The organism is Lysobacter sp. Root916 (assembly GCF_001429785.1).
Lineage (GTDB): Bacteria > Pseudomonadota > Gammaproteobacteria > Xanthomonadales > Xanthomonadaceae > Lysobacter.
Window position 1 is genome coordinate 108,554 of the sequence record NZ_LMJF01000017.1, and the last position, 21,318, is coordinate 129,871.

Genomic DNA, 21,318 nt, shown 5'->3' on the forward strand with positions numbered 1-21,318 from the left:
CCGCCGCCGACCGCGGCACGATCGCCCGAACGCCGTAGCGCGAGCGGCCTGCGATCGCTCATCAGTAGCCCGCCGCCTGGCCGTCCTTGCGCGATTCGCTGGCGCCGACGTAACCGCCGTGGGGATTGACCATGATGGCCTGGTAGCCGCCGTAAGGGCCGTTGGCGAAACGCACGCTATGGCCCTTGCGCATCAGCTCGCGCACGGTTTCGTAGGGATAGCCGGTTTCCAGATCCAGCTCGCCGCCGTCGCTCATCACCGTGGCCTGTCCGGCCGGCTCAGTGGAACCGTCGTGCTGGATGCGCGGCGCATCGCCGGCTTCCTGCAGGTTCATGCCGAAGTCGATCAGGTTCATGACGATCTGCGCATGGCCCTGCGGCTGCATCGCGCCGCCCATCACGCCGAACGACAGCCAGGGCTTGCCGTCCTTGGTCACGAACGCGGGAATGATGGTGTGGAACGGGCGCTTGCCCGGCGCGAACGAATTCGGGTGGCCTTCCTTGAGCACGAACTGCTCGCCGCGGTCCTGAAAGATGAAGCCCAGGCCCGGCGCGGCCATGCCGCTGCCCATGCCGCGGTAGTTGGATTGGATCAACGAGACCATCATGCCGTCGGCGTCGGCCACGGTCATGTAGATGGTGTCGCCCTCGTCCAGTTCCTTGGGCGTGGCCGGCTGCACTTCGCGCGCGGCCTTGTCCATCGAGATCAGCTTGCGGCGTTGTTCGGCATAACGCTTGGAGATCAGCTGTTCGACCGGCAGCTTGCCGAAGGCCGGATCGGCGTACCAGCGCGCGCGGTCGGCGAAGGCCAGCTTCTTGGCTTCGGCGAACAGGTGCACGTGCTCCGGGCTGCCGAAGCCGTAGCCCTTGAGGTCGTAGCCTTCCAGGATGTTGAGGATCTGCAGCGCGGCGATGCCCTGGCCGTTGGGCGGCAGTTCCCAGACGTCGTAGCCGCGATAGTTGCTGCTGACCGGCTCGACCCACTCGCCCTGGTGCGAGGCCAGATCGTCGTAGCTGAGGTAGCCGTCGTTGGCCTTGAAGTAGGCGTCGATGGTGCGCGCGATATCGCCCTTGTAGAACGCGTCGCGGCCGCCGTTGGCGATCTTCTCCAGGGTCGCGGCCAGGTTGGGATTCTTCCAGGTCTCGCCGGTGCGCGGGGCGCGCCCGTCGATGGTGAACTGCTCCTTGAAGCCGGGCCACTTCGACAGGCGCGGCAGCGAGGCGTTCCAGTAGTAGGCGATCACCTCGTGCACCGGATGGCCTTCGCGCGCGTAGCGGATCGCCGGGGCCAGGTCGTCGGCCATGGACTTGCGGCCGAAGCGGCCATGCAGGGCGAACCAGGCGTCGACTGCGCCGGGCACGGTCACCGGCAACGGGCCGTAGGACGGCACGTCGCTGAGGCCGCGCTTGCGGAACTCGGCCAGGCTGAGCGACTTGGGCGAACGCCCGGAGCCGTTGTAGCCGTAAAGCTGCTTGGTCTTGGGATCCCAGACGATCGCGAACAAGTCGCCGCCGATGCCGCTACCGGTGGGCTCCATCAAACCGAGCGCGGCGTTGGCGGCGATCGCCGCGTCGACCGCGCTGCCGCCCTGCTTCATCACGTCCAGCGCGATCTGGGTGGCCAGCGGATGCGAGGTCGCGGCGATCGCGTGCGGCGCGTAGACCTCGCTGCGGGTCGCGAAGGGTTTGCCGGTGACGCGGTCGGCGGCGGCGGCCGGCGCGGCGTGGCCGGCGGCGAGCAGCACGCCGAGCAGGAGCAGCGGCAAGCGGTGGGGCACGAGGCGTGAGGTCATGGCGCGGCTCCGCGGATCGGACCGCGACGATAACGCAGACCGGCGCGGGAGGGAGCGGCACGGTCGCGCCGAGGGGCACCCGACGGCGGCGTATGCGGGGGAGCACGCGCGGAACCTGTGGTCTGGAGTGCAGGCGTACGGCGCGGGCGTTCGGGCTTGCGTGATCGCAGCTCGCGCCGCTCCTACCCCCAGCGCGGCGATGCGGCGCGGGCTCGGTCGCCTGCGCCGAGGTCAGCTCGACGGCAGTTGCGCCGCGAGCAGACGCAGGTGCTGCAAGGCGGTGTCCAGATCGGCGGACAGCGGCAGGATCGCCGGCCAGTCGCCGTGGCGGCCGGCCGTTTCCAGCGCCGCGGCCGCCTGCGCCAGTTCGGTCGCGCCGACCATGCGCGCGGCGCCCTTGATCTTGTGCGCCTGGCGCGTGAGCGCGACGGTATCGCCGCCCTCGCGCGCCGCGTGCAGGCCCGCCACGTCCTGCGCGGTCGCGGCCAGGAATTCCTCGAGCAGGGCACGCGCTTCCGCGGGCGCGCCGCCGGTGAGCGCGCCCAGCACCTCGGCGTCCAAGGTTCGGGCCTGATCGAGCTGCGGCAAGGCCGTCGTCGCGCCCGTCTCGGCGGTCGCGGCATCGACGCCGTGGGGCAGCGTATGCGGCAGCCAGCGCTGCAGGCAGGTCGCCAGCACCGGCACCGACACCGGCTTGCTCAGGTAGTCGTCCATGCCCGCGGCCAGGCAGCGTTCGGCCTCGCCCTTCAGCGCCGAGGCGGTCAGGGCCACGATCGGCGTGCGCTCCAAGCCTTCCTCGACCTCCGCCGCGCGGATCGCGCGCGCCAGGGCATAGCCGTCCAGGCCGGGCATGTGCACATCCGACAACAGCAGCGCATAGCGGCCGCTGCGCCAACGCTCCAGCGCCTGCAGGCCGTCCTCGGCCGCCTCGCTGGCGTAACCGGCCAGGGCGAGTTGGCGCGCGATCACCATGCGGTTGGTCGGATGGTCGTCGGCCAGCAGCACCAGGCTGCGCTCGCGCTCGGCTTGCTCCAGGCTGGGCATGGGGCGCGGCGCGATCGTGGCCGGCGCCTCGGCGCCGTCGGGCTCGGCGGGCAGTTCCGATTCCGGCGCGCGCGCCAGGCTCACCGTCAGACGCATGCTGGTGCCCAGGCCGGGCCTGCTTTCCATGCTCACCTCGCCGCCCATCAACTCGGCCAGGCGACGGCAGATCGCCAGGCCCAGGCCGGTGCCGCCGTAACGGCGCGTGGTGTCGCCCTCGGCCTGGCTGAAGGGCTGGAACAGATGGCGCTGCTGCTCTTCGCCCACGCCGATGCCGGTGTCGGTGACGCGGAAGCACAAGGTGTCGCGCACCGTGCCGTCGGCGTCCTTGGCGCTGGACTGCCATTCCAGCGCCGCCTGGACCAGGCCTTCGGCGGTGAACTTGAGCGCGTTGGACAGGAAGTTGCCGACCACCTGGCGCAGGCGCAGTCCGTCGGCGCGGTGCGCCGGGCCGACGCGCGGATCGATTTCGCACAACAGGTTCAGGCCCTTGCTGGAGGCGGCGCCGGCGTAGTTGGCGACCGTGCTGCGCAACAGCGTCGGCAGCGCGACCACGCTGGGCGACAACTCCAGACGGCCGGCCTCGATCTTCGAGAAATCCAGGATGTCGCCGATGATCTGCAGCAGCGAAGCGGACGACTGCTGGATCACGTTCAAGGCGCGCCGTTGATCGGGATCCAGGCGCGAGTGCGCGAGCACTTCGATCATGCCGGTCACGCCGATCATCGGGGTGCGGATCTCGTGGCTCATCGCGGCCAGGAACGAGGACTTGGCGCGGCTGGCCTCCTGCGCGCGCGCCTCGCTCGCGCGCAGCTCGCGTTCCAGGCGCCGGATCGCGCTGAGATCGGCGGCGACCAGCAACAAGCCGCCGTCGCCGCCGTCGGGCTCGTTCATCGCCGACACCGCCACCAGCGCCGGCACCCAGGTGCCGTTGCGATGGCGCAGCATCATCTCGCGCGGCGCGGCGCGCATTCGCGCCAGCTCGCGCAGCGCGGTCCAATCGGCCTGCACCGGCCGCCCCAGCCGGTCGCCGAGTTCGAACGCCAGCGTCTGCAACGCCTTGGGTTCGAACAGCGCGTGCAAGCGCTCGCGCGCCAGCAGATCGCTGGCGTGCCAGCCCAGCAACTGCTCGGCGAAAGGATTGACCTGACTGAACTGGCCGCGCGCGTCGACCGCGACGATCGCGGTCTGGGCCGCGTCCAGCAACGAACGCTGGAACTGTTCGCGACGCTCCAACTCGGCGCGCGTGCGTTCGTTGCGAATCAGCTGGCCGGTGAGTTCGTTCTCGAAGCCCAGCACGTCGCGGCGCATTTCCATGAAGGCCTGCATCACCGTGGCCAGCTCGCCGCGCGGCTCGTGCTTGGGCGTGGCGGTGTAATCGTGCTCGCGCATGCGCCGCGCCAGCCAGGTCAGGCTTTCGACGCCGCGGTAGGCGTTGCGCAACACCCGGCGCCCGACCACCGCCGCGATCAGCAGCGCCAACACCGACAGCCCGATACGCAGCATGCTGGCTTGGCGGTTGCGTGCGATATCGTTGCGGACCACGCCGTCGGCCTCGACCATGGCCAGGTCCGACAGCAGCTTCAGGCGCTGGGTGACCGGATCGATGGCCGGGTACAAACGCGTGTCGGCGAAACGGCCCAGGGCGTCGATATCCTCGCGCACCAGGATCGCGCGCAACTCCGCCGCGGCCGCGTCGGCGGCCACGCGCGCGTCGGCGGCGGCGCGGAAGTGAACCTGCTCCTCGGGCGTGCGCGGCAGCCGCGCCAGCACCGCCCAGCTTTCGTCGATGCGTTTGCGCGCCTGGTCGATGGTGGCCACGCCCTCGCGCCAGGGCACCAGGTCGTTGCGCACGCGAAAGGTGGTGTCGACCACGTCCAGGCCGTAGGCGTCGGAGACCATCTTGATCCGGCGCAGGCCGCGCAGGGAATCGTCGCGCAGGGTCAGCAGCGATTCGCGGGCGCGGTACTGGGCGACCTCGTCGATCACCAGCACCGCCGCGCCGGTCAGCAGCAGCAGGCCGAACAGCGCCCACAGCTGGCGCCGGATGCTGAGCGTGCCCAGCCAGGCGCGCATGCGGCGCGCTCTACTCCGGCCGCCGCCAGCGGCCGAGCACGCTGGGCAGATCCTCGCCGGGCACCGGTTCGGCGATCAGATGGCCCTGGGCCATGCCGCAACCCAGCTCGGCCAGCATCTGCCAGTCGTCGACGGTTTCCACGCCCTCGGCGACCACGTCCAGCCCGAGCTTGCGCGCCAGGTCCAGGCTGGCCTCGATCACCGCGCGCTTGCGCGGCTGCTCCTTGGCGCCGGAGACGAAGCCCTGGTCGATCTTGAGTTCGGTGAACGGAATCTGCGACAGCTGCGAGAGCGAGGAATAGCCGGTGCCGAAATCGTCGATCGACAGGCCGAAGCCTTTCAGACGCAGGCGCGCCAGCACGCCCAGTCCGCGCGCGGCGTCGCTCATCAGCGAGCTCTCGGTGATCTCCAGCACCACTTCCTCCGGCTCCACCCCGGCCTCGCGCACCAGGTGCTGGAAGCGGTCGGCCGCGCCGCTGTCGGCCAGGGTCGCGGGCGAGACGTTGACCGACAGATTCAGGCGGATGCCCTGCTGATCCCAGCTGCGCTTCCAGCGGCAACCCTCGACCAGCATGTGATCGGTGAGCAGATCGACCAGGCCTTCGCGCTCCATCATCGGCACGAAATGCATCGGGCGCACGATGCGGCCGTCGGGACGGCGCCAACGCGCCAGCGCCTCCACCCCGACCGGCTTGCCGTTGCCGAACTCGACCTGCGGCTGGAACCACGGCCCGATCTCGCCCGCCGCCAGCGCCTCGCGGACCAGCAGCGGCGTGACCTCGACCGGCTCGTCGGCCTCGGCCGCGTGCAGGGCGTGCTCGTAGCCTTCCAGCGCCTGCTGCAGCTTGGCCAGGGTCAACGGCTTTTCGACATTGCCCAGCACGCGCAGGCCGTAGGCGCGCGCCATGGTCTGCACGGTGTTGAGCAGGGCCGGATCCAACGCGCTGACCACCGCCACCGAGCGCGCCAGGCTGCGCTGGGCGACGTGGTCGATGAACTCGATGCCGTCCATGCCGGGCATGTCCAGATCGACCAGGATCACGTCCGGCGGCGTGCGCACTTCCTCCAGCAGGCGCAGCGCGCCGGCGCCGTCGGCGGCTTCGAGCACGTTGACCACGCCCAGCTCGGCGAGCAGGCGCAGCGCCATGCGGCGCTGGAACCCGTGATCCTCCACCACCATCACGCTAAGCGTCGTAATCGACATGCCGTTCCCTGGTGAGAGCCCTGCCGTGGCCACGATGCGGGGCGGCGCGATCGCAACGGCCCGACTGTATCCGTGCATAGCGTTCAACGGGAACGGCGCCGACGAACGGTCGCGGCTCCGGCATGGACGAGGGCGCAGGGCCCGCAGGCCCGCCCCGCCTGCCTCTCAGGGCGGCGATACCGGTCGTCGGGCGGACGCTGACGCCTGCGGCGCATAAAAAAAGCGGAGCCGAGGCTCCGCTTTTTTAGGTCCCAGGTAGGTCCGCGCTCAGGGATACTTGGGCGGATTGGCGGCCCAGGCCGCCTGCACTTCCGTCAGCATCTTGCGCTCGGCCTCGGTCCAGGCCGGCAGCAGGCGCGCGTACTGGGCGGTGGTGTTCCACTGCAGCGGCTCGGTGCGCACGGCGGCGGCGTACCACTGCACGGCCTCGTCCTTGCGGCCCATCGACCACAGCACCAGGGCGAAGGTCGGCGGCATCCAGCTGGCGGTCACGCCGCGCGTGGTGGCCAGGGTGCGCCACTGTTCGAAGGCGCCCTTGTCGTCGCCGGCGCGGTACAGGTCCCAGCCGTAGTTCCACATCACCGAGCGCCAGATGCCGTCGGTGGCGTCCAGGCCGGACAGCGCGCGCGCGTACAGCTGACGGCCGAGCTCGACGCGGCCGGCTTCCATGGCCAGGTGGGCGAGCTGCGCGGCCTCGGCGTCGGCGCCGGCCTTGCGTTCGATGATGCGGCTGAGCTTCTGCATCGCCGCTTCGCCGGTATCGCGTACCACCACCACCGGCTTGGTGGTGTTGGCGTCGGCGTCGAAATAGAACTCGGCGGGCTTGGGCAGCGGCTGAGTGGCGGCGGTCTGGGCCGCGGCGGTTCCGGACACGGCCAGCAGGGCCGTCAACAACAACACACTACGAATACGCATGATCGATGAATCCCCCGTAATACCCCGCCATGCTAACCCGAGCGGGGTCCGGATCGCGCCGTTCATCACGCTTTCTGCGCTGAATCGGGCAGGGCGACGCCCCGGCGCGGGCCGGGGCGTGCAGACAGGGGGCCGGCCTCAGCGCGGCTGCAGGGTCACCCGCTCGATCGCCCACAAGGGGTCGTGACTGCCGCTGGCGAACACCAGGCACAGATCATGGGTGCCCGCGGTCGGCGCGATCTTGGCGCGCAGCGTGGTGAGACCGGCGGTGCGCCGCGCCGAGCCCAGCGGCAGCACCGCGATCGGCGCGCCCTCGCAGGTGTCGGCGCGCACTTCCAATGCGCCTTCCGGCCCGTTGGCGGCGCGGGTGACGACCTTGGGCGTGTCGTGCCAGAGCTGGAAATTGAAGGGCACCTGGCCGACCCGGACCTCGATCGCGCCGACCTGATCCAAGGCCGCGCCTTCATAGATCCAGCACGGGTCGAACACGTCGGCCAGCAGAGTCGCTCGCGGCGAACGCCCGCCGATGCCGTCGGCCGGCGCGTCGTCCTCCATGCGCAGGTTCAGACCGCCCTTGCACTGGCGCAGGCGGTTGCCGGTGCGCTGGCTCAGTGCGGCCAGATCGGCCGGGGCGTAGCGGCGCGGCGCCGACAGCGGGCGGCCGTCGACATAGGTCGCGGCCTGGAACACGGTCGGCGGGCGCAGCGCCAGCGGCGCGGCATACAGCGGCGATTGCGTGCTCAGTTCGCCCTTGCCTTCGAGATAGCGGATCTGGCCGAAACCGACCTGATTGGACAACTTCAGCAGCGGCTGGCCCTGGCCGTCGCGCTCGACTTCGAAGCGCACCGCGAACGCCGCATCCGAGGCTTGAACCTTCTGCGCCTGATAGCGCCCCATCTGCGGCACCAGCCGGCGCAGGAAGCCGTCCCAGTCGCGCGCGCCCTTGGGCGACCACACGGCTTCGGCCAGCGCGGCCGTGCGCGGGAAGTAGGCGCGTTCGACCGCGTCGAAGCTGCGCTTGTGCTCGGTCCACAGATTGGCCTGCGCGCCGAGCACGTGCTTGGCCTGTTCGGGCGTGAGCTCGGCCGGCACCGGCTCGAAGCCGTACACCGATTTCAAGGTCATCGCGGCCAGGCGGCCGGTGGCTTCGTCGTCGTTGTCGCTTTGCACGTGATCGAAATACAGGTCCGGCGCCGGCGCCAGCACCACGTCGTGTCCGGCGCGCGCGGCCTCGACCGCGCCCTTGATGCCGCGCCAGGACATCACCGTCGCACGCGGCGGCAGGCCGCCTTCGAGGATCTCGTCCCAGCCGATCAGGCGGCGATCGTGGCTGCCCAGGTAGTTCTCGATGCGGGCCACGAACCAGCTCTGCATCGCCATCTCGTCCTTCAACCCCAGTGCGGTCTTCTGCGCCTGGATGCTGGGCGAGGCCTGCCACTGGTCCTTGGCCGCCTCGTCGCCGCCGATGTGGATGTAGCGACCGGGGAACAGGGTGGTGACTTCGGCCAGCACGTCCTGCAGGAAACCGAAGGTGGCGTCCTGGGTGTTGAACAGATAAGTGTGCACGCCCCAGTCCGGCGACACCGGCGGCGGCGCCTTGAGCACGTCGCTCACGCCCAGCTCGGGATAGGCGGCGATCGCGGCCTGGGCATGGCCCGGCATTTCGATCTCGGGGACGATGGTGACGTAGCGTTCGGCGGCGTAACGCACCACGTCGCGGATCTGGTCCTGGGTGTAGTAGCCGCAGTACTGGAGCGCCGCGCCGGTGACCGGGTCGTGGCCGGAAGCGCCGGCCGGAATCCGGCAGCTGCCGACTTGCGTGAGCTTGGGATACTTCTTGATCTCGATCCGCCAGCCCTGGTCGTCGGTGAGATGCCAGTGGAAGGTGTTGAGCTTGTGCAGGGCCATCTGGTCGATCAGGGTCTTGACCTGGTCGACGCTCTGGAAATGGCGCGCCGAATCCAGCATCAGCCCGCGCCAGCCGAAACGCGGCGCGTCCTCGATGCGTTGCGCGGCGATCGTCGCCGCGCCGCGGCCGCCGTCGGCGGTGGCCAGCTGCCACAGCGTGACCGCGCCGTAGAACAGACCGGCCGGCGCGCGCGCTTCGATGCGCGCACCCTGTGGGCCGATGTCGAGGTGGTAGGCCTCGTCGCTGGGCAGCGCGGCCTGAGGATCGATCGCGAATACGACGGTGTGCGCGGCCTCGCCGGCGGCGTTGCCGCTGGCGTCGACGTTGGGCGCGAAACCGCGCAGACGCTGCAGGCGCGCGGCGAAGTCGCGTGCGATCCGCGCCGCGTCGGCGTTGCCGCCGGCGGCCTGCAATCGCGTGCTCACGTCCAGCACGAACGCGCCTTCGCGCGCGACCACCTTGGCTGGCAACGGAATCACCGGCGTGATCTGCGAGGCCTGGGCGGCGGGCACGTCCGCCGTCGCGTCCTGGCCGCCGCGCTGGCAGGCCGACAATGTGATCGCCGTCACCATGGACAGCACTACCGTCGCGGCCACCGCCGCGCGCATGCGTTTACCGCTCATCCCCGACCCCTCGTTGTCCGTCCGACACTCATACAACAAGCGGGCCCGGCGTAACCGGGCCCGTTGTCGCAGCTGAAAGCTACCGGAGCGCCCAAAGGCGCGGTAGTGCCTGGATCGTAGGGTGCGGTAAGCCGCACCCTACATCCGGACCTTAGTAGTTGAAGCGGAAGTTCAAGTAGTACTGGCGGCCGTTCTCGTAGACCGAACGCGGACGGTCCTTGGTGGCGTAGTACGTGGTCTTGGGGTTGTTGAGGTTCATCGCGTCCAGGCTCAACGCCATGTGGTCGTTGATCTTGTAACCGAACGAAGCCGACACGGTGTCGATTTCGTCCTGATAGAACGCCGAGTTGCGATCCAGGCCGCTGTAGAACTCGGAGCGGTAGGTGTAGTTGACGCGGGCGTTGAAGCGATCGTTCTCGAACCACAGGCCGACGTTGTAGGTGTTCTCGGACGTGCCCAGCATCGGCGTGCCGTCGTCGGTGTCGGCCTCGGCGTAGGTGTAGTTCGCGAACGCGCCGAAGTAGTCGCCGATCGGGCCTTCCCAGGCCAGCTCGAAGCCGTTGACCTTGGCGCCCGAATTGACCGGGATGGTCACGTCGTAGTCGACCATGGCGCCATTGGGGCGCTGCGCATCGATGGTCAAGTACTGGCGGCGCACGTTGGCCAGCGAAACGTAGTTGTCGATGTTCATGCTGAACACGCCGAAGGAAAACAGCGCGCGCTCACCGTAGTACCACTCCACGGTCGCGTCGAGGTTGGTAGACAGGATCGGGGCGAGGTTGGGATTGCCACCTGTGCCGTTGCCCACGCCTCCTGCCGCGGCCGGCGGGAGCAGCGAGACCGCGCCGGCGATGGCCGAGAAATCCGGGCGGGTCAGGGTGCGCGAAGCGGCCAGGCGCAGAACCACGTCGTCGGTGATGTCGAGCTTGAGGTTCGCGCTCGGCAGCCAATCCTTGTACGTGTTCTTGGTCAGCACGGTCTTGTAGGGACCGAAGGCCGAGGTGGTGATCGCGGCCGGATCGGTGGCCGAAGTGCTCACGTAGTTGGTGACGTCTTCCTGGGTCTCCACGTAACGCAGACCGACGTTGGCCGTCCAGCGCTCGCCCTGGAAGTTGAGCTGGCCGTAGGCCGCGGTGCTCTTTTCCTCCAGACCGTAGGCGCCGAGGTAGTAGAAGCGCGAGACCGGATCGCGGTTGGCCAGGCGGTTGAAAGCGGCCAGGCTTTCCGGCGAGAAGTACCAGATGTTGCGCGGGAAGTTGCCGCCGATGCCGTTGGCGAAATCGCCCGGGTAGTTGCTGAAACCCTGCGGCCAGTTGGCCGGATTGAACGGATCCTGCGGCAGAGCGAAGTTCGGGCCCTGCGCGGTAACCTGGTCGAGATTGCGCTCGTGACGCGCCTGGCGCACGCCGAAATCGATCGAGGTCACCAGGCCGCCGTCGAAGAAGTAGGTGCCGTCGATCTGGCCCCAGTCCTCCTTGTCTTCGACGTCGATGTCCTGGAAGCCGAAGATCCAGTCCAGGCGGTAGTCGGTGTTGGGAATGCCGGGCGCGCCGGTGTTGGCGTTGCCCAGGTGCCAGTTGGCCGCGCCGACGCCGTTGAGGCCCCAGCCGCCGCCGCTGTTGAGGCCCACGTCCCACTCGGCCACGTCCTGCACCGGGGTTTCGCCGTGGCCTTCGGAGGTGCCGGCCTGGGCCGAGAAGCGCAGCTTGTCGCTGACGTCCCACTTGCCTTCCAGGCTGAAGAACTCGGTGCTGGACTTGGCGCCCGGGCGCGAGATCTGGTCGTAGATGCCGAAGGCGTTGGACGGCGTGGCGCCCGGGGTCGGCGCGAAGTTGGCCGAGACCAGGGTGTTGTTGCGCACCACGTAGCCCGGCAGCGGCACCTGGCCGTTGGTGCCGTCAAGGCCGTTGATGATGCGGCTGCCCCAGATCATGTAGTTGCGGTTGTAGTTGTCGGCCTTCATGTCCGAGCGGAAGTAGTTGGCTTCCAGTTCGAAGTTGTCGGCCGGCTTCCACTGCGCGGTGAACATGCCGCCGGTGCGCTTGCGCTCCTGTTCGAACAGCGCCGAGCCCAGCAGGGTCGGGAAGAACACGCCGACCAGATCGGGATGGGCAACGCCGGCAGCGGTGTTGGCGCCGATCGCTTCGTAGCCCAGCAGCTCCTGGCCGTCGCGACGCAGATGGCGCTCTTCGCTGAAGGCCTGCACGGTGATGCCGAACGTGCCGTCCTCGTTCTTCCAGTTGCCCAGCACCGAGATCTGCGGATCGGTCTTGCTGGGCTGCTCGGCGTACACGCCGCCGACCGAACCGAAGATGCTGAAGCCCTTCTCGAAGTTGAGCGGGTTGCGGGTGACGATGTCGACGCTGCCGACCGCGCCGCCCTCGACCAGCTTGGCCTCGGATGACTTGCGCACCACCACCTTGTCGACCAGTTCGGACGGCAGCAGCGAATAGCTCACGCTGCGGCCGACGGTGCCGGTCTGGTTGAGCACGAACCAGTCGCCGGTGGCGATGTTGTGGCCGTCGATCAAGGTCTGGGTGAGGCTGGGGCTGGTGCCGCGCATGGACACGCGGTCGTTCTCGTCGAACGCGCCCTCGTTGGCGCTGGCCGCCGAGATGTTCACGCCCGGCACGCGCGCGAGCGAGTCGGCGACGTTCTTGTCGGGCATCTTGCCGATGTCTTCGGAGGTGATGACCTCGACGCGGGTGACGTCGTCGCGCTTGGTGTCCAGCGACTGCTCGATCGCGCCGCGGATGCCCTTGACCACGATGGTATCCAGGTCCTTGGCGTCCGGCGATGCGCTGCTTGCGTCCTGCGCCACGGCCTGGCCGGCAAAGCCGAGGGCCGCGACGATACTGACGGACAGAATGGTCTTGCGAACTTTCATTGGGTTCTCTCCCTCGGGCTATGGTCCTCTCCGCCGCTCGATCTGCGTCGATTGGGCGAAGCCTGGTACGTCTGTTCCAGCGCCGTTGGTGGCCGGCGCCGGCAATTCAGCGGATAACGCGAAGCGCGCTGCCGGGCTCAGGCCTCATTGGCGTGCTCCAGGTACCAACTGGCGGCGCCGATGACGCCGAGTTGTTCGTTCTCGATCAGGCGCACCGGCACGCGCTCCAACACCGGGCGCATCGCGCCCTTGTTGAGCAGGCGCTCGCGGAACGCGCTGGCGTCGAGGAAATCCTTGAGCTGCGGCAGGATGCCGCCGGCGATGAACACCGCCTTGGCGCCGCTGACCACGGCCAGGTCGCCGATCACGCTGCCCAGCAGCGCGCAGAAGGTCAGCACCGCCTCGCGCGCGATCGCGTCGCCGCGGCGCGCGGCCTGGGTGATCGCGGCCGGCGCGCGCAGGCTGGGTTCGACGCCGTCGATCGCGCACAGCGCGTCGTACAGGTTGACCAGGCCGGGGCCGGAGACCAGGTGTTCGGTGGATACGTGCGCGCCGCGCTGCTGCATCCAGCGCAGGATCTCGATCTCGCGCGCGCCGCCCGGCGCGAACGCGGTGTGGCCGGATTCGGTCGGCAGCACCACGGTGGCGTCGCGGAACGGAATGCGCACCGCCGCGCCCAGACCGGTGCCCGGGCCGATCACCAGCACCGGACCCGGTGCGGCATCGCTGACGCCGGGCGTGAGCAGGGTGGAGTCGGCGGGCGCCATGCATTGGGCGGCGTGGGCGGCGGCCTGGAAATCGTTGATGAACAGCACTTCGCGCAGGCCCAGCTCGCGCCGCAGCTCGGACAGCGAAATCCGCCAGGGCAGATTGGAGTTGATGACCGCGTCGTCCAGGACCACGCCCGCACAGGCGATCGCGACCCGGTCGGCGCCGGCGCCGGCGCCCGCGCCGGCCAGGAAGTCGGCCAGGATCGCGGACAGGCTGGGGTAGTCGGCGCACACGTACTTGCGATGCGCGAGCACCGCGACCGCGCTTTCGCCCGGACCGCCCGCGCGCACCAGGCCGACCCGGGTGTGGGTACCGCCGACGTCGGCGGCGATGAACGGGGACGCGGCCGGAGCCAGCTTGCTGGCAGCGCTCATGCGGTCCGCTCCGGGACGGTGGTTGCGGCAACGGCGTTTTGACCGCCCGCCCTTTCGGCGCGCATCGGCTGCGCTGCACGGGGCGAAACCGCCGTCCGCTTGGAATCCCACTGCATCGCTTCCCTCCATTGATCCCGGCCAGCCCCCGCTGGCGGTGCCGAGATTGCCCACCATTTGACAACGTTGTCAACTCGCGGTCACGCAGCCCTAACAAAGGCACTAAAACTGCGAACTAGCGGCATTTTCCATGATGCGACGCAGCATAGGGACGCGCTCGTGCGGCCCAGGCCCAGGCAGGGTTTCGGGCTGCCTTCTGGCTTGTCGGACAAAGTTGTGACACCGTTGAGCCAACGGATGTCGTGCAAGTCAAATGCGACAGTGCCGTAACGCCGCGGGGCGCTCCCCGCGTTCCTGGAGGGGAGTCCTGATCACATGTCCACGCCCAATACCGGCGGCCCGCCGCAGCGCTATCTCGGCTCGATCGCGATCGTCGGCGCACTGTTCTTCATCTTCGGCTTCGTCACCTGGCTCAACGGCCCGCTGATCTCGTTCGCGCAGCTGGCGTTCGACGTGAGCGAATCGCTGGCCTTCCTGATCCCGAGCGCCTTCTACATCTCGTACTTCTGCCTCGCCCTGCCTTCGTCGTCGATCCTCAAGAAGACGGGCATGAAGAAGGGCATGGCGCTGGGCCTGTTCCTGATGGCCGTCGGCGCGGCCGTGTTCGGCCACTACACGACGCAGCGCATCTATCCGGGCGCGGTGACGGGCGTGTTCGTGATCGGCGCGGGTCTGGCGATTCTGCAGACCGCGGTAAACCCCTACATCAGCATCCTGGGACCGATCGAGGGTGCGGCGCAGCGCATCGCGGTCATGGGCATCTGCAACAAACTCGCCGGTTGGGCGGCCCCCTTCGTCATCGGCACGCTCGTCATGCATGGCATGGGCGACGTCGCCAGCCAGGTCGACGGCGCGGATGCCGCAACGAAGGCGGCGGTGCTCAACGAGTTCGCCGCTCGCATTCATACCCCTTACATGGTGATGGCGGGACTGCTGGCCCTGCTCGCAGTGGGCATCCTGTTCTCGCCGTTGCCGGAAATTCGCGCCGAAGAAGTCAATGCCGACGGTTCGGACGCCCAGTCCGGCGGCAGGCCGGCCGGACTGCTGCAGTTTCCTCATGTCTGGTTGGGCGCACTGTGCATCTTCGTGTACGTCGGCGCGGAGGTGATGGCCGGCGATGCGATCGGCACCTACGGCCACGGCTTCGGCCTGCCACTGGACCAGACCAAGTTCTTCACCTCGTTCACTCTGGGCGCGATGTTGGTCGGCTACCTGGTGGGCCTCGTCACGATCCCGCGCTTCATCTCGCAGGAACGCTACCTCAGCCTGTCGGCAGTGCTCGGCGTGGCCCTGACCATCGGCGCCTACCTCACCCACGGCATGGTCTCGGTCGGCTTCGTCGCCGCGCTGGGCTTCGCCAACGCGATGATGTGGCCGGCGATATTCCCGCTCGCGATCCGCGGCCTGGGCCGTCTCACCGAAAAGGGATCGGCGCTGTTGATCATGGGTATCGCAGGCGGCGCGGTGATTCCGCAGTTGTTCGTGCACCTCAAGCAGCACTACGACTTCCAAGCCGTGTTCGCGCTGTTGATGATCCCCTGCTACCTCTACATCCTGTACTTCGCCCTGCGCGGCTATCGCGTCGGGCTGCGCCGCAACGCCAACGTCGGCGCCGCGGCGGCCCAGCGCGGCTGAGCGCGACGCGACGGACCGGGGATGCCTCCGGTCCGTCGCGAACGCCGATACCATAGGCGGCCGATACCGGCGCCAGGGTCAGCCAGGACTTTATGCAGCACGCGGATACCCGTTCGATCGCCAGCGGCGATACCCAGTACACCAAGGACTGGTTCCAGGCCCATGTGCGCAACTGGGAGCGCTGGCTGGACGGCTTCCGCGATCGCCCGGGTTTGCGCTTCCTCGAGATCGGCAGCTTCGAGGGCCGCTCGACGGTGTGGTTGCTGCAAAACGTGCTGACCCAGCCCGACAGCCGCATCGACTGCATCGACCTGTTCCGCCCCGATCCGCTGCAGGGCGACTACCACCAGCGCTTCCGCGCCAACGTCGCGCCGTGGAAGCAGCGGGTGACCGAGTACGCCGGTCCCAGCGCCGAGCAGCTGGGCCGGGTGACCGGCCCCTACGACATGATCTACGTCGACGGCTGGCATACCGCGTTCGGCGCGCTCGCCGACGGCGTGATGTCCTGGCCGCTGCTCAAGGTCGGCGGGCTGATGATCTTCGACGACTACCTGTGGATGCCGCCGGCCTATTACGAGGCCAGCAAGCCCAACAAGCTGGTGCGCGAGTTCTGGCGCGCGCTGGGCAAGCGCTGGCAGGACCGCGCGATCGCGCGCATCGCCGCGCAGACGCCCAAGCTGGGCATCGACGGTCTGCTGCGCACGCTGGAAGGCCAGTACGAACTGGTCGAGCGCGGCTACCAGCTGGCGATCCGCAAGACCCGGGCGTTCGAGGACGTGACCCTGGAACTGGACACCTGAACCGCCGGCGCGCGCCTGTGCCGAAACCGGCCGACCGCGCGCGCCGCTTGCGTCGCGTCGGCGCCCGAGTAGGCTAGGCGCAACGCCCACGCGTGCGAACGCGGCGGCGACTCCGATCGACTACCCCGAGGCAGCGGTGCGCCGACCCACGATCAAAGATGTCGCCGAACGCGCGCAGGTCTCGCTGAAAACCGTATCGCGGGTCATCAACGACGAACCCAGCGTGCGCGCCCGCACCCGCGCGCGGGTGAACCAGGCGATCGCCGAACTCGACTACCGCCCCGACCCGTCGGCGCGCAGCCTGCGCAGCGCGATGCCGTATGCGCTGGGCGTGGTCTACGACAACCCCAACCCCTACTACATCATCAGCGTGCAGAACGGCGTGCTCGCGGCCTGCCGCGAAACCGGCTACGGGCTGCAGATCCATCCCTGCGATTCGTCCTCGCCGTTGCTGGCCGCCGACCTGATCGACCTGGTCCAGGGCGCGCGCCTGGCCGGACTGGTGCTGGCGCCGCCGATGTCGGAACGCATGGAACTGGTCAGCGAGCTGGTCGCGCACGGGATACGCCTGGTGCGCATCGTCTCCGCCGCCGAAGATCCCAAGGACGGCTCGCCCTGCGTCTGGGTCGACGACCGCGACGCCGCATACGACATCACCGAGCATCTGATCCAGCTCGGCCACCAGCGCATCGGTTTCCTCTGGGGCGGCAAGTCGCACCGCTCCAGTTGGGAACGTTACAAGGGTTACGCGCAAGCCTTGGCCGACTACGGTATCGGCGAGGACGAGGACCTGGTGCTGCCGGGCGACTACTCCTTCGACGACGGCTTCCGCGGCGCGCGCCGTTTGTTCGCCCTGCCCAACCGGCCTACGGCGATCTTCGGCAGCAACGACGAGATCGCCGCCGGCGTGCTGGCGGCGGCCAAGTCCAGCGGCATGCATGTGCCCTACGACCTGTCGATCGCCGGCTTCGAGGACAGCCCGTTCTCCAAGCAGTCCTGGCCGACCCTGACCACCGCGCGCCAGGCCACCGAGGAAATCGCGCGCCACGCCGCCTATCGCCTGATCGCCGACCTGCGCCGCGAGACCGACCAGCCCTTGCAGGTGCCGGCGAACGAAGGGTTCAGCCCGATCCTGGTGGTGCGCGGTTCGACCGCGCCGCCGCGACCGCCGCAGGCTTGAGCGCGCCAATCAGCGACGCCCCGCCTCACAGCCTCAGGCCCCCAGCCTTGGGGTAGGAGCGGCGCGTGCCGCGACCGCGAAACTACGGCTACTGCGCAATCGCGGCTTACGCCGCTCCCACGAGAGCACGACGTTTCATCGCTATCCATGCGCGATGCGCTGGCTTCGTGTGGGAGCGGCGTAAGCCGCGATTGCGAATCTTCGGCGGCCTGCGCGATCGCGGCTCACGCCGCTCCTACCCCAAGGCGGAATGCGGTCGTGCGATCAGCCGCGCAGTTGCGAGGCTACGCGCGCCAGGGCTTCGATCCGGGCCCAGTCGCCGGCGTTCACCGCGGCCGGCGGACACACCCAGGAGCCGCCGACGCAGGGCACGTTGGCCAGGGCCAGGTACTGCGGCGCGTTGTCCGGGCCGATGCCGCCGGTGGCGCAAAAGCGCAGGTCCGGTAGCGGTCCGCCCAGGCCGCGCAGGGCGCCGGTGCCGCCGATGGACTCGGCCGGAAAGAACTTCAGATAACGGTAGCCGTGATCGGCCAGCGTCATCGCCTCCGACGCGGTCGCCGCGCCCGGCAGCCACGGCAGATCGGTGCACTGCGCGGCCGCGATCAGACTGGCCGAGGCGCCCGGCGATACCGCGAAGGTCGCCCCGGCCTTCTGCGCGGCGGCGAAATCGGCCGGCCGGCGCACGCTGCCGACGCCGACCGCGGCGCCCTCGACTTCGTTGGCGATCGCACGCACCGCGTCCAACGCGACCGGGGTACGCAGGGTCACCTCGATCGCGGGCAGTCCGCCGGCGACCAAGGCGCGCGCCAGCGGAACCGCGTGCGCGAGATCCTCGATCACCAGCACCGGCACCACCGGCGCCAGCGCCAGCACGGCGGCGATGCGTTCCTGCAGATCGTGGATCGAGTTCATTGCAAGCTCCATGGATAGATGCACGGCTGGTATAGCCAAACGCAGTGCGGCGGTGTCGACGGCGTAGGATGCGGTGAGCGCAGCGAACCGCATCGTAGAGGCTGCGCACCCGGCGGTCACCCGGCCCGTTGCGCGTTGCGCTGGTCGCCGCGCGAGCGCCGCCGACGCTCAAGCGCGCGCGGCGACTTCGTCGATGTGCTTGAGCAGGTCGGCCGGGTCCTCGTAGACCCGGAACGCGCCGGCGCGCTCGAGCTCGTCCTGGCCGTAGCCCCCCGATAGCAGACCCACGCCCAGCGCGCGTGCGCGCCGCGCGGCCAGCAGGTCCCAGATGCTGTCGCCGACCACGATGGAATGCTCGATGTCGGCGCCCAGCTTGTCGGCCGCGGCCAGGAACAGATCGGGATCGGGCTTGGCGTGGCGGACCATGTCGCGGGTGATCACCGGCACTTTCTCCGGATCCACGCCCAGCGCGACCAGGTTGTGGCGCGCGGTTTCCATGCGTCCGCTGGTCGCGATCGACCACGGAATCTCGTTCTCGCTGAGGTAGGCCAGCAGCTCGACCGCGCCAGGCAGCGGCCGGATCTGCGCGGCCTGCGCGCCGTAGGCCTGGGCATGCAGCTTATGCAGACGCTCGACCCGCTCCGCAGTGATGTCGATACCGGTCTCGCGCAGCAGGATGTTGGTGAACAGCCCGCCGCTCATGCCGATCTTGCGGTGGATGCGCCACACCGATAGCGGAATGCCGTCGGCATCCAGGGCCTGCTTCCACGCCAGCACGTGCTGATAGACGCTGTCGACCAGGGTGCCGTCCAGGTCGAACAGGAAGGCGGTGCGGACGGGGGCGGGCATGGGGGCTCCAGAGGTGGGGGCTAAGGGGGCTTCAGTTTTGCGGGGCTGCGACTGCTGCGAAATCTTTCTTGCTTTTTTTGCGTCATTCCCGCGAAGGCGGGAATCCAGTGACTTGGTTGTCGTAGCGATTGCGATGGATTCGAACGGAGGTGGCTCGCATTGCCGTTCTTCATAGCACTCGCCGTTGACGCTACATGGCGCTTAAGTCACTGGATTCCCGCTTTCGCGGGAATGACGGCGGAAGGAGCGCGGCAGATCCATCATGGCTGCGTTCGACCTCATCACGATTGCCGCAACAGCCAAGTCACTGGATTCCCGCCTTCGCGGGAATGACGGCCGTAGTGACGTCGCGATAACGGTGCGATAGCGACAAGGGTTAATGCATCAACGCGGTCCTATCCCTCCTCCCGCGCAAACACCCCCGCCCCCCGATCCGCCGGTACGGCGTAATCGCGGAACGCGGCGAACAATTCACGGCCCATGCCGACGTGATGCGAGGACAGATCCGCGCGCGCATGTTCGCGCTGGGTCCAATCGTCCTCGGTGCGCAGGCTGAGCGTGCCCGCGATAGCGTCCACGCGCACGACGTCGCCGTCGCGCAGCTGCGCCAGCGGGCCGCCGCAGGCGGCTTCCGGGGTGACGTGGATGGCCGCCGGCACTTGGCCGGAGGCGCCGGACATGCGGCCGTCGGTGACCAGGGCGACGCGATGGCCGCGCTTTTGCAGCACAGTCAGCGTGGGAGTGAGCTGGTGCAGTTCCGGCATGCCGTTCGCGCGCGGGCCCTGGAAGCGCACCACCACCACCACGTCGCGCTCGAGCTCGCCGCGTTCGAAGGCCTGCTTGACCTCGTACTGCTCGCTGAACACCCGGCACGGCGCTTCGACCACCCAGCGGTCCTCGGGCACCGCCGAGACCTTGATCGCGGCGGTGCCGAGTTCGCCGACCAGCACGCGCAGGCCGCCGTCGGCGCGAAACGGCTCGGCGACCGGACGCAGTACGGAGGGGTCGCCGCTGCGGCCGGTCGCCGGCACGTAGGCGATGCGCCCATCGCCTTCGAGCCGCGCTTCGACGCGGTAACGGTTAAGGCCGGGGCCGGCCACCGTCTCGACATCGCCATGCAGAAGACCGGCGTCGAGCAGCTCGCCTATCAGGAACGCCAGACCGCCGGCTGCGTGAAAATGATTCACGTCGGCGCTGCCGTTGGGGTACACGCGCGCCAGCAGCGGGATCGCCGAGGACAGGGCGTCGAAATCCTCCAGCCTCAGCTCGATCCCGGCCGCTGCCGCGATCGCGATCAGGTGCAGCAGGTGATTGGTGGAACCGCCGGTGGCGTGCAGGCCGATCACGCCGTTGACGATCGCGCGCTCGTCGACGATGCGGCCGATCGGGCGATAGTCCTCGCCCAGGGCGGTGATCTGCGCGGCTCGCTGCGCGGTCGACGCGGTCAGCGCGTCGCGCAGCGGCGTGTTGGGATGGACGAAGCTGGAGCCGGGCAGATGCAGGCCCATCAGTTCCATCAGCATCTGGTTGGAGTTGGCGGTGCCGTAGAAGGTGCAGGTACCGGGGCCGTGGTAGCTGCGCGCCTCGGCTTCCAGCAGTTCGTCGCGAGTGGCATCGCCGGTGGCGTAGCGCTGGCGCACGCGCGACTTCTCGTCGTTGGGCAGGCCCGAGGTCATCGGCCCGGCCGGCACGAAGATGCCGGGCAGGTGGCCGAAGTGCAGCGCGCCGATCAGCAGGCCCGGCACGATCTTGTCGCACACGCCCAGGTAGAGCGCGGCGTCGAACATATCGTGCGACAGCGCGATCGCGGTCGACATCGCGATCACGTCGCGCGAGAACAGCGACAGCTCCATGCCCTCACGGCCCTGGGTCACGCCGTCGCACATCGCCGGCACGCCGCCGGCGACCTGCGCGGTCGCGCCGGCTTCGCGCGCGGCGGCCTTGAGCAGATCGGGGAAGCGCTCCAGCGGCTGGTGCGCCGAGAGCATGTCGTTGTAGGAGGTCACGATGCCCAGGTTGGGCGCGTGGCCCGAGCGCAGCGCCTGCTTGTCGCCGGGCGCGCAGGCCGCGAAGCCGTGGGCGAGGTTGCCGCAGGACAGGCGCCGGCGCTGCGGTCCGCCACCCTGGGCGGCGTCGATGCGCGCGAGGTAGGCGTCGCGACGGACGCGGCTGCGTTCGACGATACGTTGGGTGACTTGCGCGACTACGGGATGCAATGAGGTGTTCACGGGGA

13 protein-coding genes are annotated in these 21,318 nt (G+C 69.0%); 3 read left to right on the forward strand and 10 right to left on the reverse strand.

Translation table 11 applies throughout. The annotated features are described in order from the left end of the window. Positions 1 to 61: 61 nt before the first annotated feature. From ggt to ASE35_RS20035, 7 genes are all read right to left on the reverse strand, one after another. Positions 62 to 1,792, reverse strand: coding sequence for a gamma-glutamyltransferase (ggt, locus tag ASE35_RS20005; RefSeq protein ID WP_057164905.1), 1,731 nt, complete (start codon positions 1,790 to 1,792; stop codon positions 62 to 64). A 231-nt stretch (positions 1,793 to 2,023) separates the two neighbouring features. Next, positions 2,024 to 4,909 (reverse strand): ATP-binding protein, encoded by a 2,886-nt coding sequence (locus tag ASE35_RS20010; protein ID WP_057164906.1) that lies wholly within the window; start codon positions 4,907 to 4,909, stop codon positions 2,024 to 2,026. A 10-nt stretch (positions 4,910 to 4,919) separates the two neighbouring features. Then, a complete protein-coding gene (locus ASE35_RS20015) occupies positions 4,920 to 6,113 on the reverse strand; it encodes an EAL domain-containing response regulator (protein WP_056177199.1) in 1,194 nt (397 codons plus the stop codon). Between the two features lie 267 nt (positions 6,114 to 6,380). Further along, complete coding sequence (locus tag ASE35_RS20020) at positions 6,381 to 7,028, reverse strand: tetratricopeptide repeat protein (protein ID WP_235568823.1); 648 nt, start codon at positions 7,026 to 7,028, stop codon at positions 6,381 to 6,383. Positions 7,029 to 7,166: 138 nt separating this feature from the next. Further along, positions 7,167 to 9,560, reverse strand: coding sequence for a family 20 glycosylhydrolase (locus tag ASE35_RS20025; RefSeq protein ID WP_200957056.1), 2,394 nt, complete (start codon positions 9,558 to 9,560; stop codon positions 7,167 to 7,169). A gap of 151 nt (positions 9,561 to 9,711) precedes the next feature. Further along, complete coding sequence (locus ASE35_RS20030; RefSeq protein ID WP_056177202.1) at positions 9,712 to 12,447, reverse strand: TonB-dependent receptor; 2,736 nt, start codon at positions 12,445 to 12,447, stop codon at positions 9,712 to 9,714. A 137-nt stretch (positions 12,448 to 12,584) separates the two neighbouring features. Beyond that, positions 12,585 to 13,592: a glucokinase gene (locus ASE35_RS20035; RefSeq protein WP_056177204.1), complete on the reverse strand. Its 1,008-nt coding sequence runs from the start codon at positions 13,590 to 13,592 to the stop codon at positions 12,585 to 12,587. Between the two features lie 432 nt (positions 13,593 to 14,024). On the opposite strand from ASE35_RS20035, the gene ASE35_RS20040 reads away from it, so the two are divergent. The 3 genes from ASE35_RS20040 (at position 14,025) to ASE35_RS20050 (ending at position 17,324) form a co-directional block, all read left to right on the forward strand. Beyond that, on the forward strand, positions 14,025 to 15,344 hold the full coding sequence (locus ASE35_RS20040; RefSeq protein WP_056177206.1) for a sugar MFS transporter: 1,320 nt from the start codon (positions 14,025 to 14,027) through the stop codon (positions 15,342 to 15,344). 92 nt (positions 15,345 to 15,436) lie between these two features. Continuing rightward, positions 15,437 to 16,144, forward strand: coding sequence for a class I SAM-dependent methyltransferase (locus ASE35_RS20045; RefSeq protein WP_056177208.1), 708 nt, complete (start codon positions 15,437 to 15,439; stop codon positions 16,142 to 16,144). Between the two features lie 136 nt (positions 16,145 to 16,280). Further along, positions 16,281 to 17,324 (forward strand): LacI family DNA-binding transcriptional regulator, encoded by a 1,044-nt coding sequence (locus ASE35_RS20050; RefSeq protein WP_056177210.1) that lies wholly within the window; start codon positions 16,281 to 16,283, stop codon positions 17,322 to 17,324. Positions 17,325 to 17,588: 264 nt separating this feature from the next. On the opposite strand, the gene eda is transcribed toward ASE35_RS20050, so the two are convergent. From eda to edd, 3 genes are all read right to left on the reverse strand, one after another. After that, a complete protein-coding gene (gene eda / locus ASE35_RS20055; protein WP_056177212.1) occupies positions 17,589 to 18,236 on the reverse strand; it encodes a bifunctional 4-hydroxy-2-oxoglutarate aldolase/2-dehydro-3-deoxy-phosphogluconate aldolase in 648 nt (215 codons plus the stop codon). A gap of 168 nt (positions 18,237 to 18,404) precedes the next feature. Beyond that, the gene (locus ASE35_RS20060; RefSeq protein ID WP_057161542.1) at positions 18,405 to 19,085 is read right to left on the reverse strand and encodes an HAD family hydrolase; all 681 of its coding nucleotides are present in this window, start codon (positions 19,083 to 19,085) and stop codon (positions 18,405 to 18,407) included. A 395-nt stretch (positions 19,086 to 19,480) separates the two neighbouring features. Beyond that, complete coding sequence (gene edd / locus ASE35_RS20065; RefSeq protein WP_057164908.1) at positions 19,481 to 21,313, reverse strand: phosphogluconate dehydratase; 1,833 nt, start codon at positions 21,311 to 21,313, stop codon at positions 19,481 to 19,483. Positions 21,314 to 21,318 lie beyond the last annotated feature (5 nt).

Bases quoted from the DNA above. Each gene is read 5' to 3' on its own strand.
- ASE35_RS20025 (WP_200957056.1), bottom strand. From the start codon at position 9,560: ATGAGCGGTAAACGCATGCGCGCGGCGGTGGCCGCGACGGTAGTGCTG.
- ASE35_RS20030 (WP_056177202.1), bottom strand. From the start codon at position 12,447: ATGAAAGTTCGCAAGACCATTCTGTCCGTCAGTATCGTCGCGGCCCTC.
- ASE35_RS20045 (WP_056177208.1), top strand. From the start codon at position 15,437: ATGCAGCACGCGGATACCCGTTCGATCGCCAGCGGCGATACCCAGTAC.
- ASE35_RS20020 (WP_235568823.1), bottom strand. From the start codon at position 7,028: ATGCGTATTCGTAGTGTGTTGTTGTTGACGGCCCTGCTGGCCGTGTCC.
- eda (WP_056177212.1), bottom strand. From the start codon at position 18,236: ATGAACTCGATCCACGATCTGCAGGAACGCATCGCCGCCGTGCTGGCG.
- ASE35_RS20015 (WP_056177199.1), bottom strand. From the start codon at position 6,113: ATGTCGATTACGACGCTTAGCGTGATGGTGGTGGAGGATCACGGGTTC.
- ggt (WP_057164905.1), bottom strand. From the start codon at position 1,792: ATGACCTCACGCCTCGTGCCCCACCGCTTGCCGCTGCTCCTGCTCGGC.
- ASE35_RS20060 (WP_057161542.1), bottom strand. From the start codon at position 19,085: ATGCCCGCCCCCGTCCGCACCGCCTTCCTGTTCGACCTGGACGGCACC.
- ASE35_RS20035 (WP_056177204.1), bottom strand. From the start codon at position 13,592: ATGAGCGCTGCCAGCAAGCTGGCTCCGGCCGCGTCCCCGTTCATCGCC.
- ASE35_RS20010 (WP_057164906.1), bottom strand. From the start codon at position 4,909: ATGCGCGCCTGGCTGGGCACGCTCAGCATCCGGCGCCAGCTGTGGGCG.
- ASE35_RS20040 (WP_056177206.1), top strand. From the start codon at position 14,025: ATGTCCACGCCCAATACCGGCGGCCCGCCGCAGCGCTATCTCGGCTCG.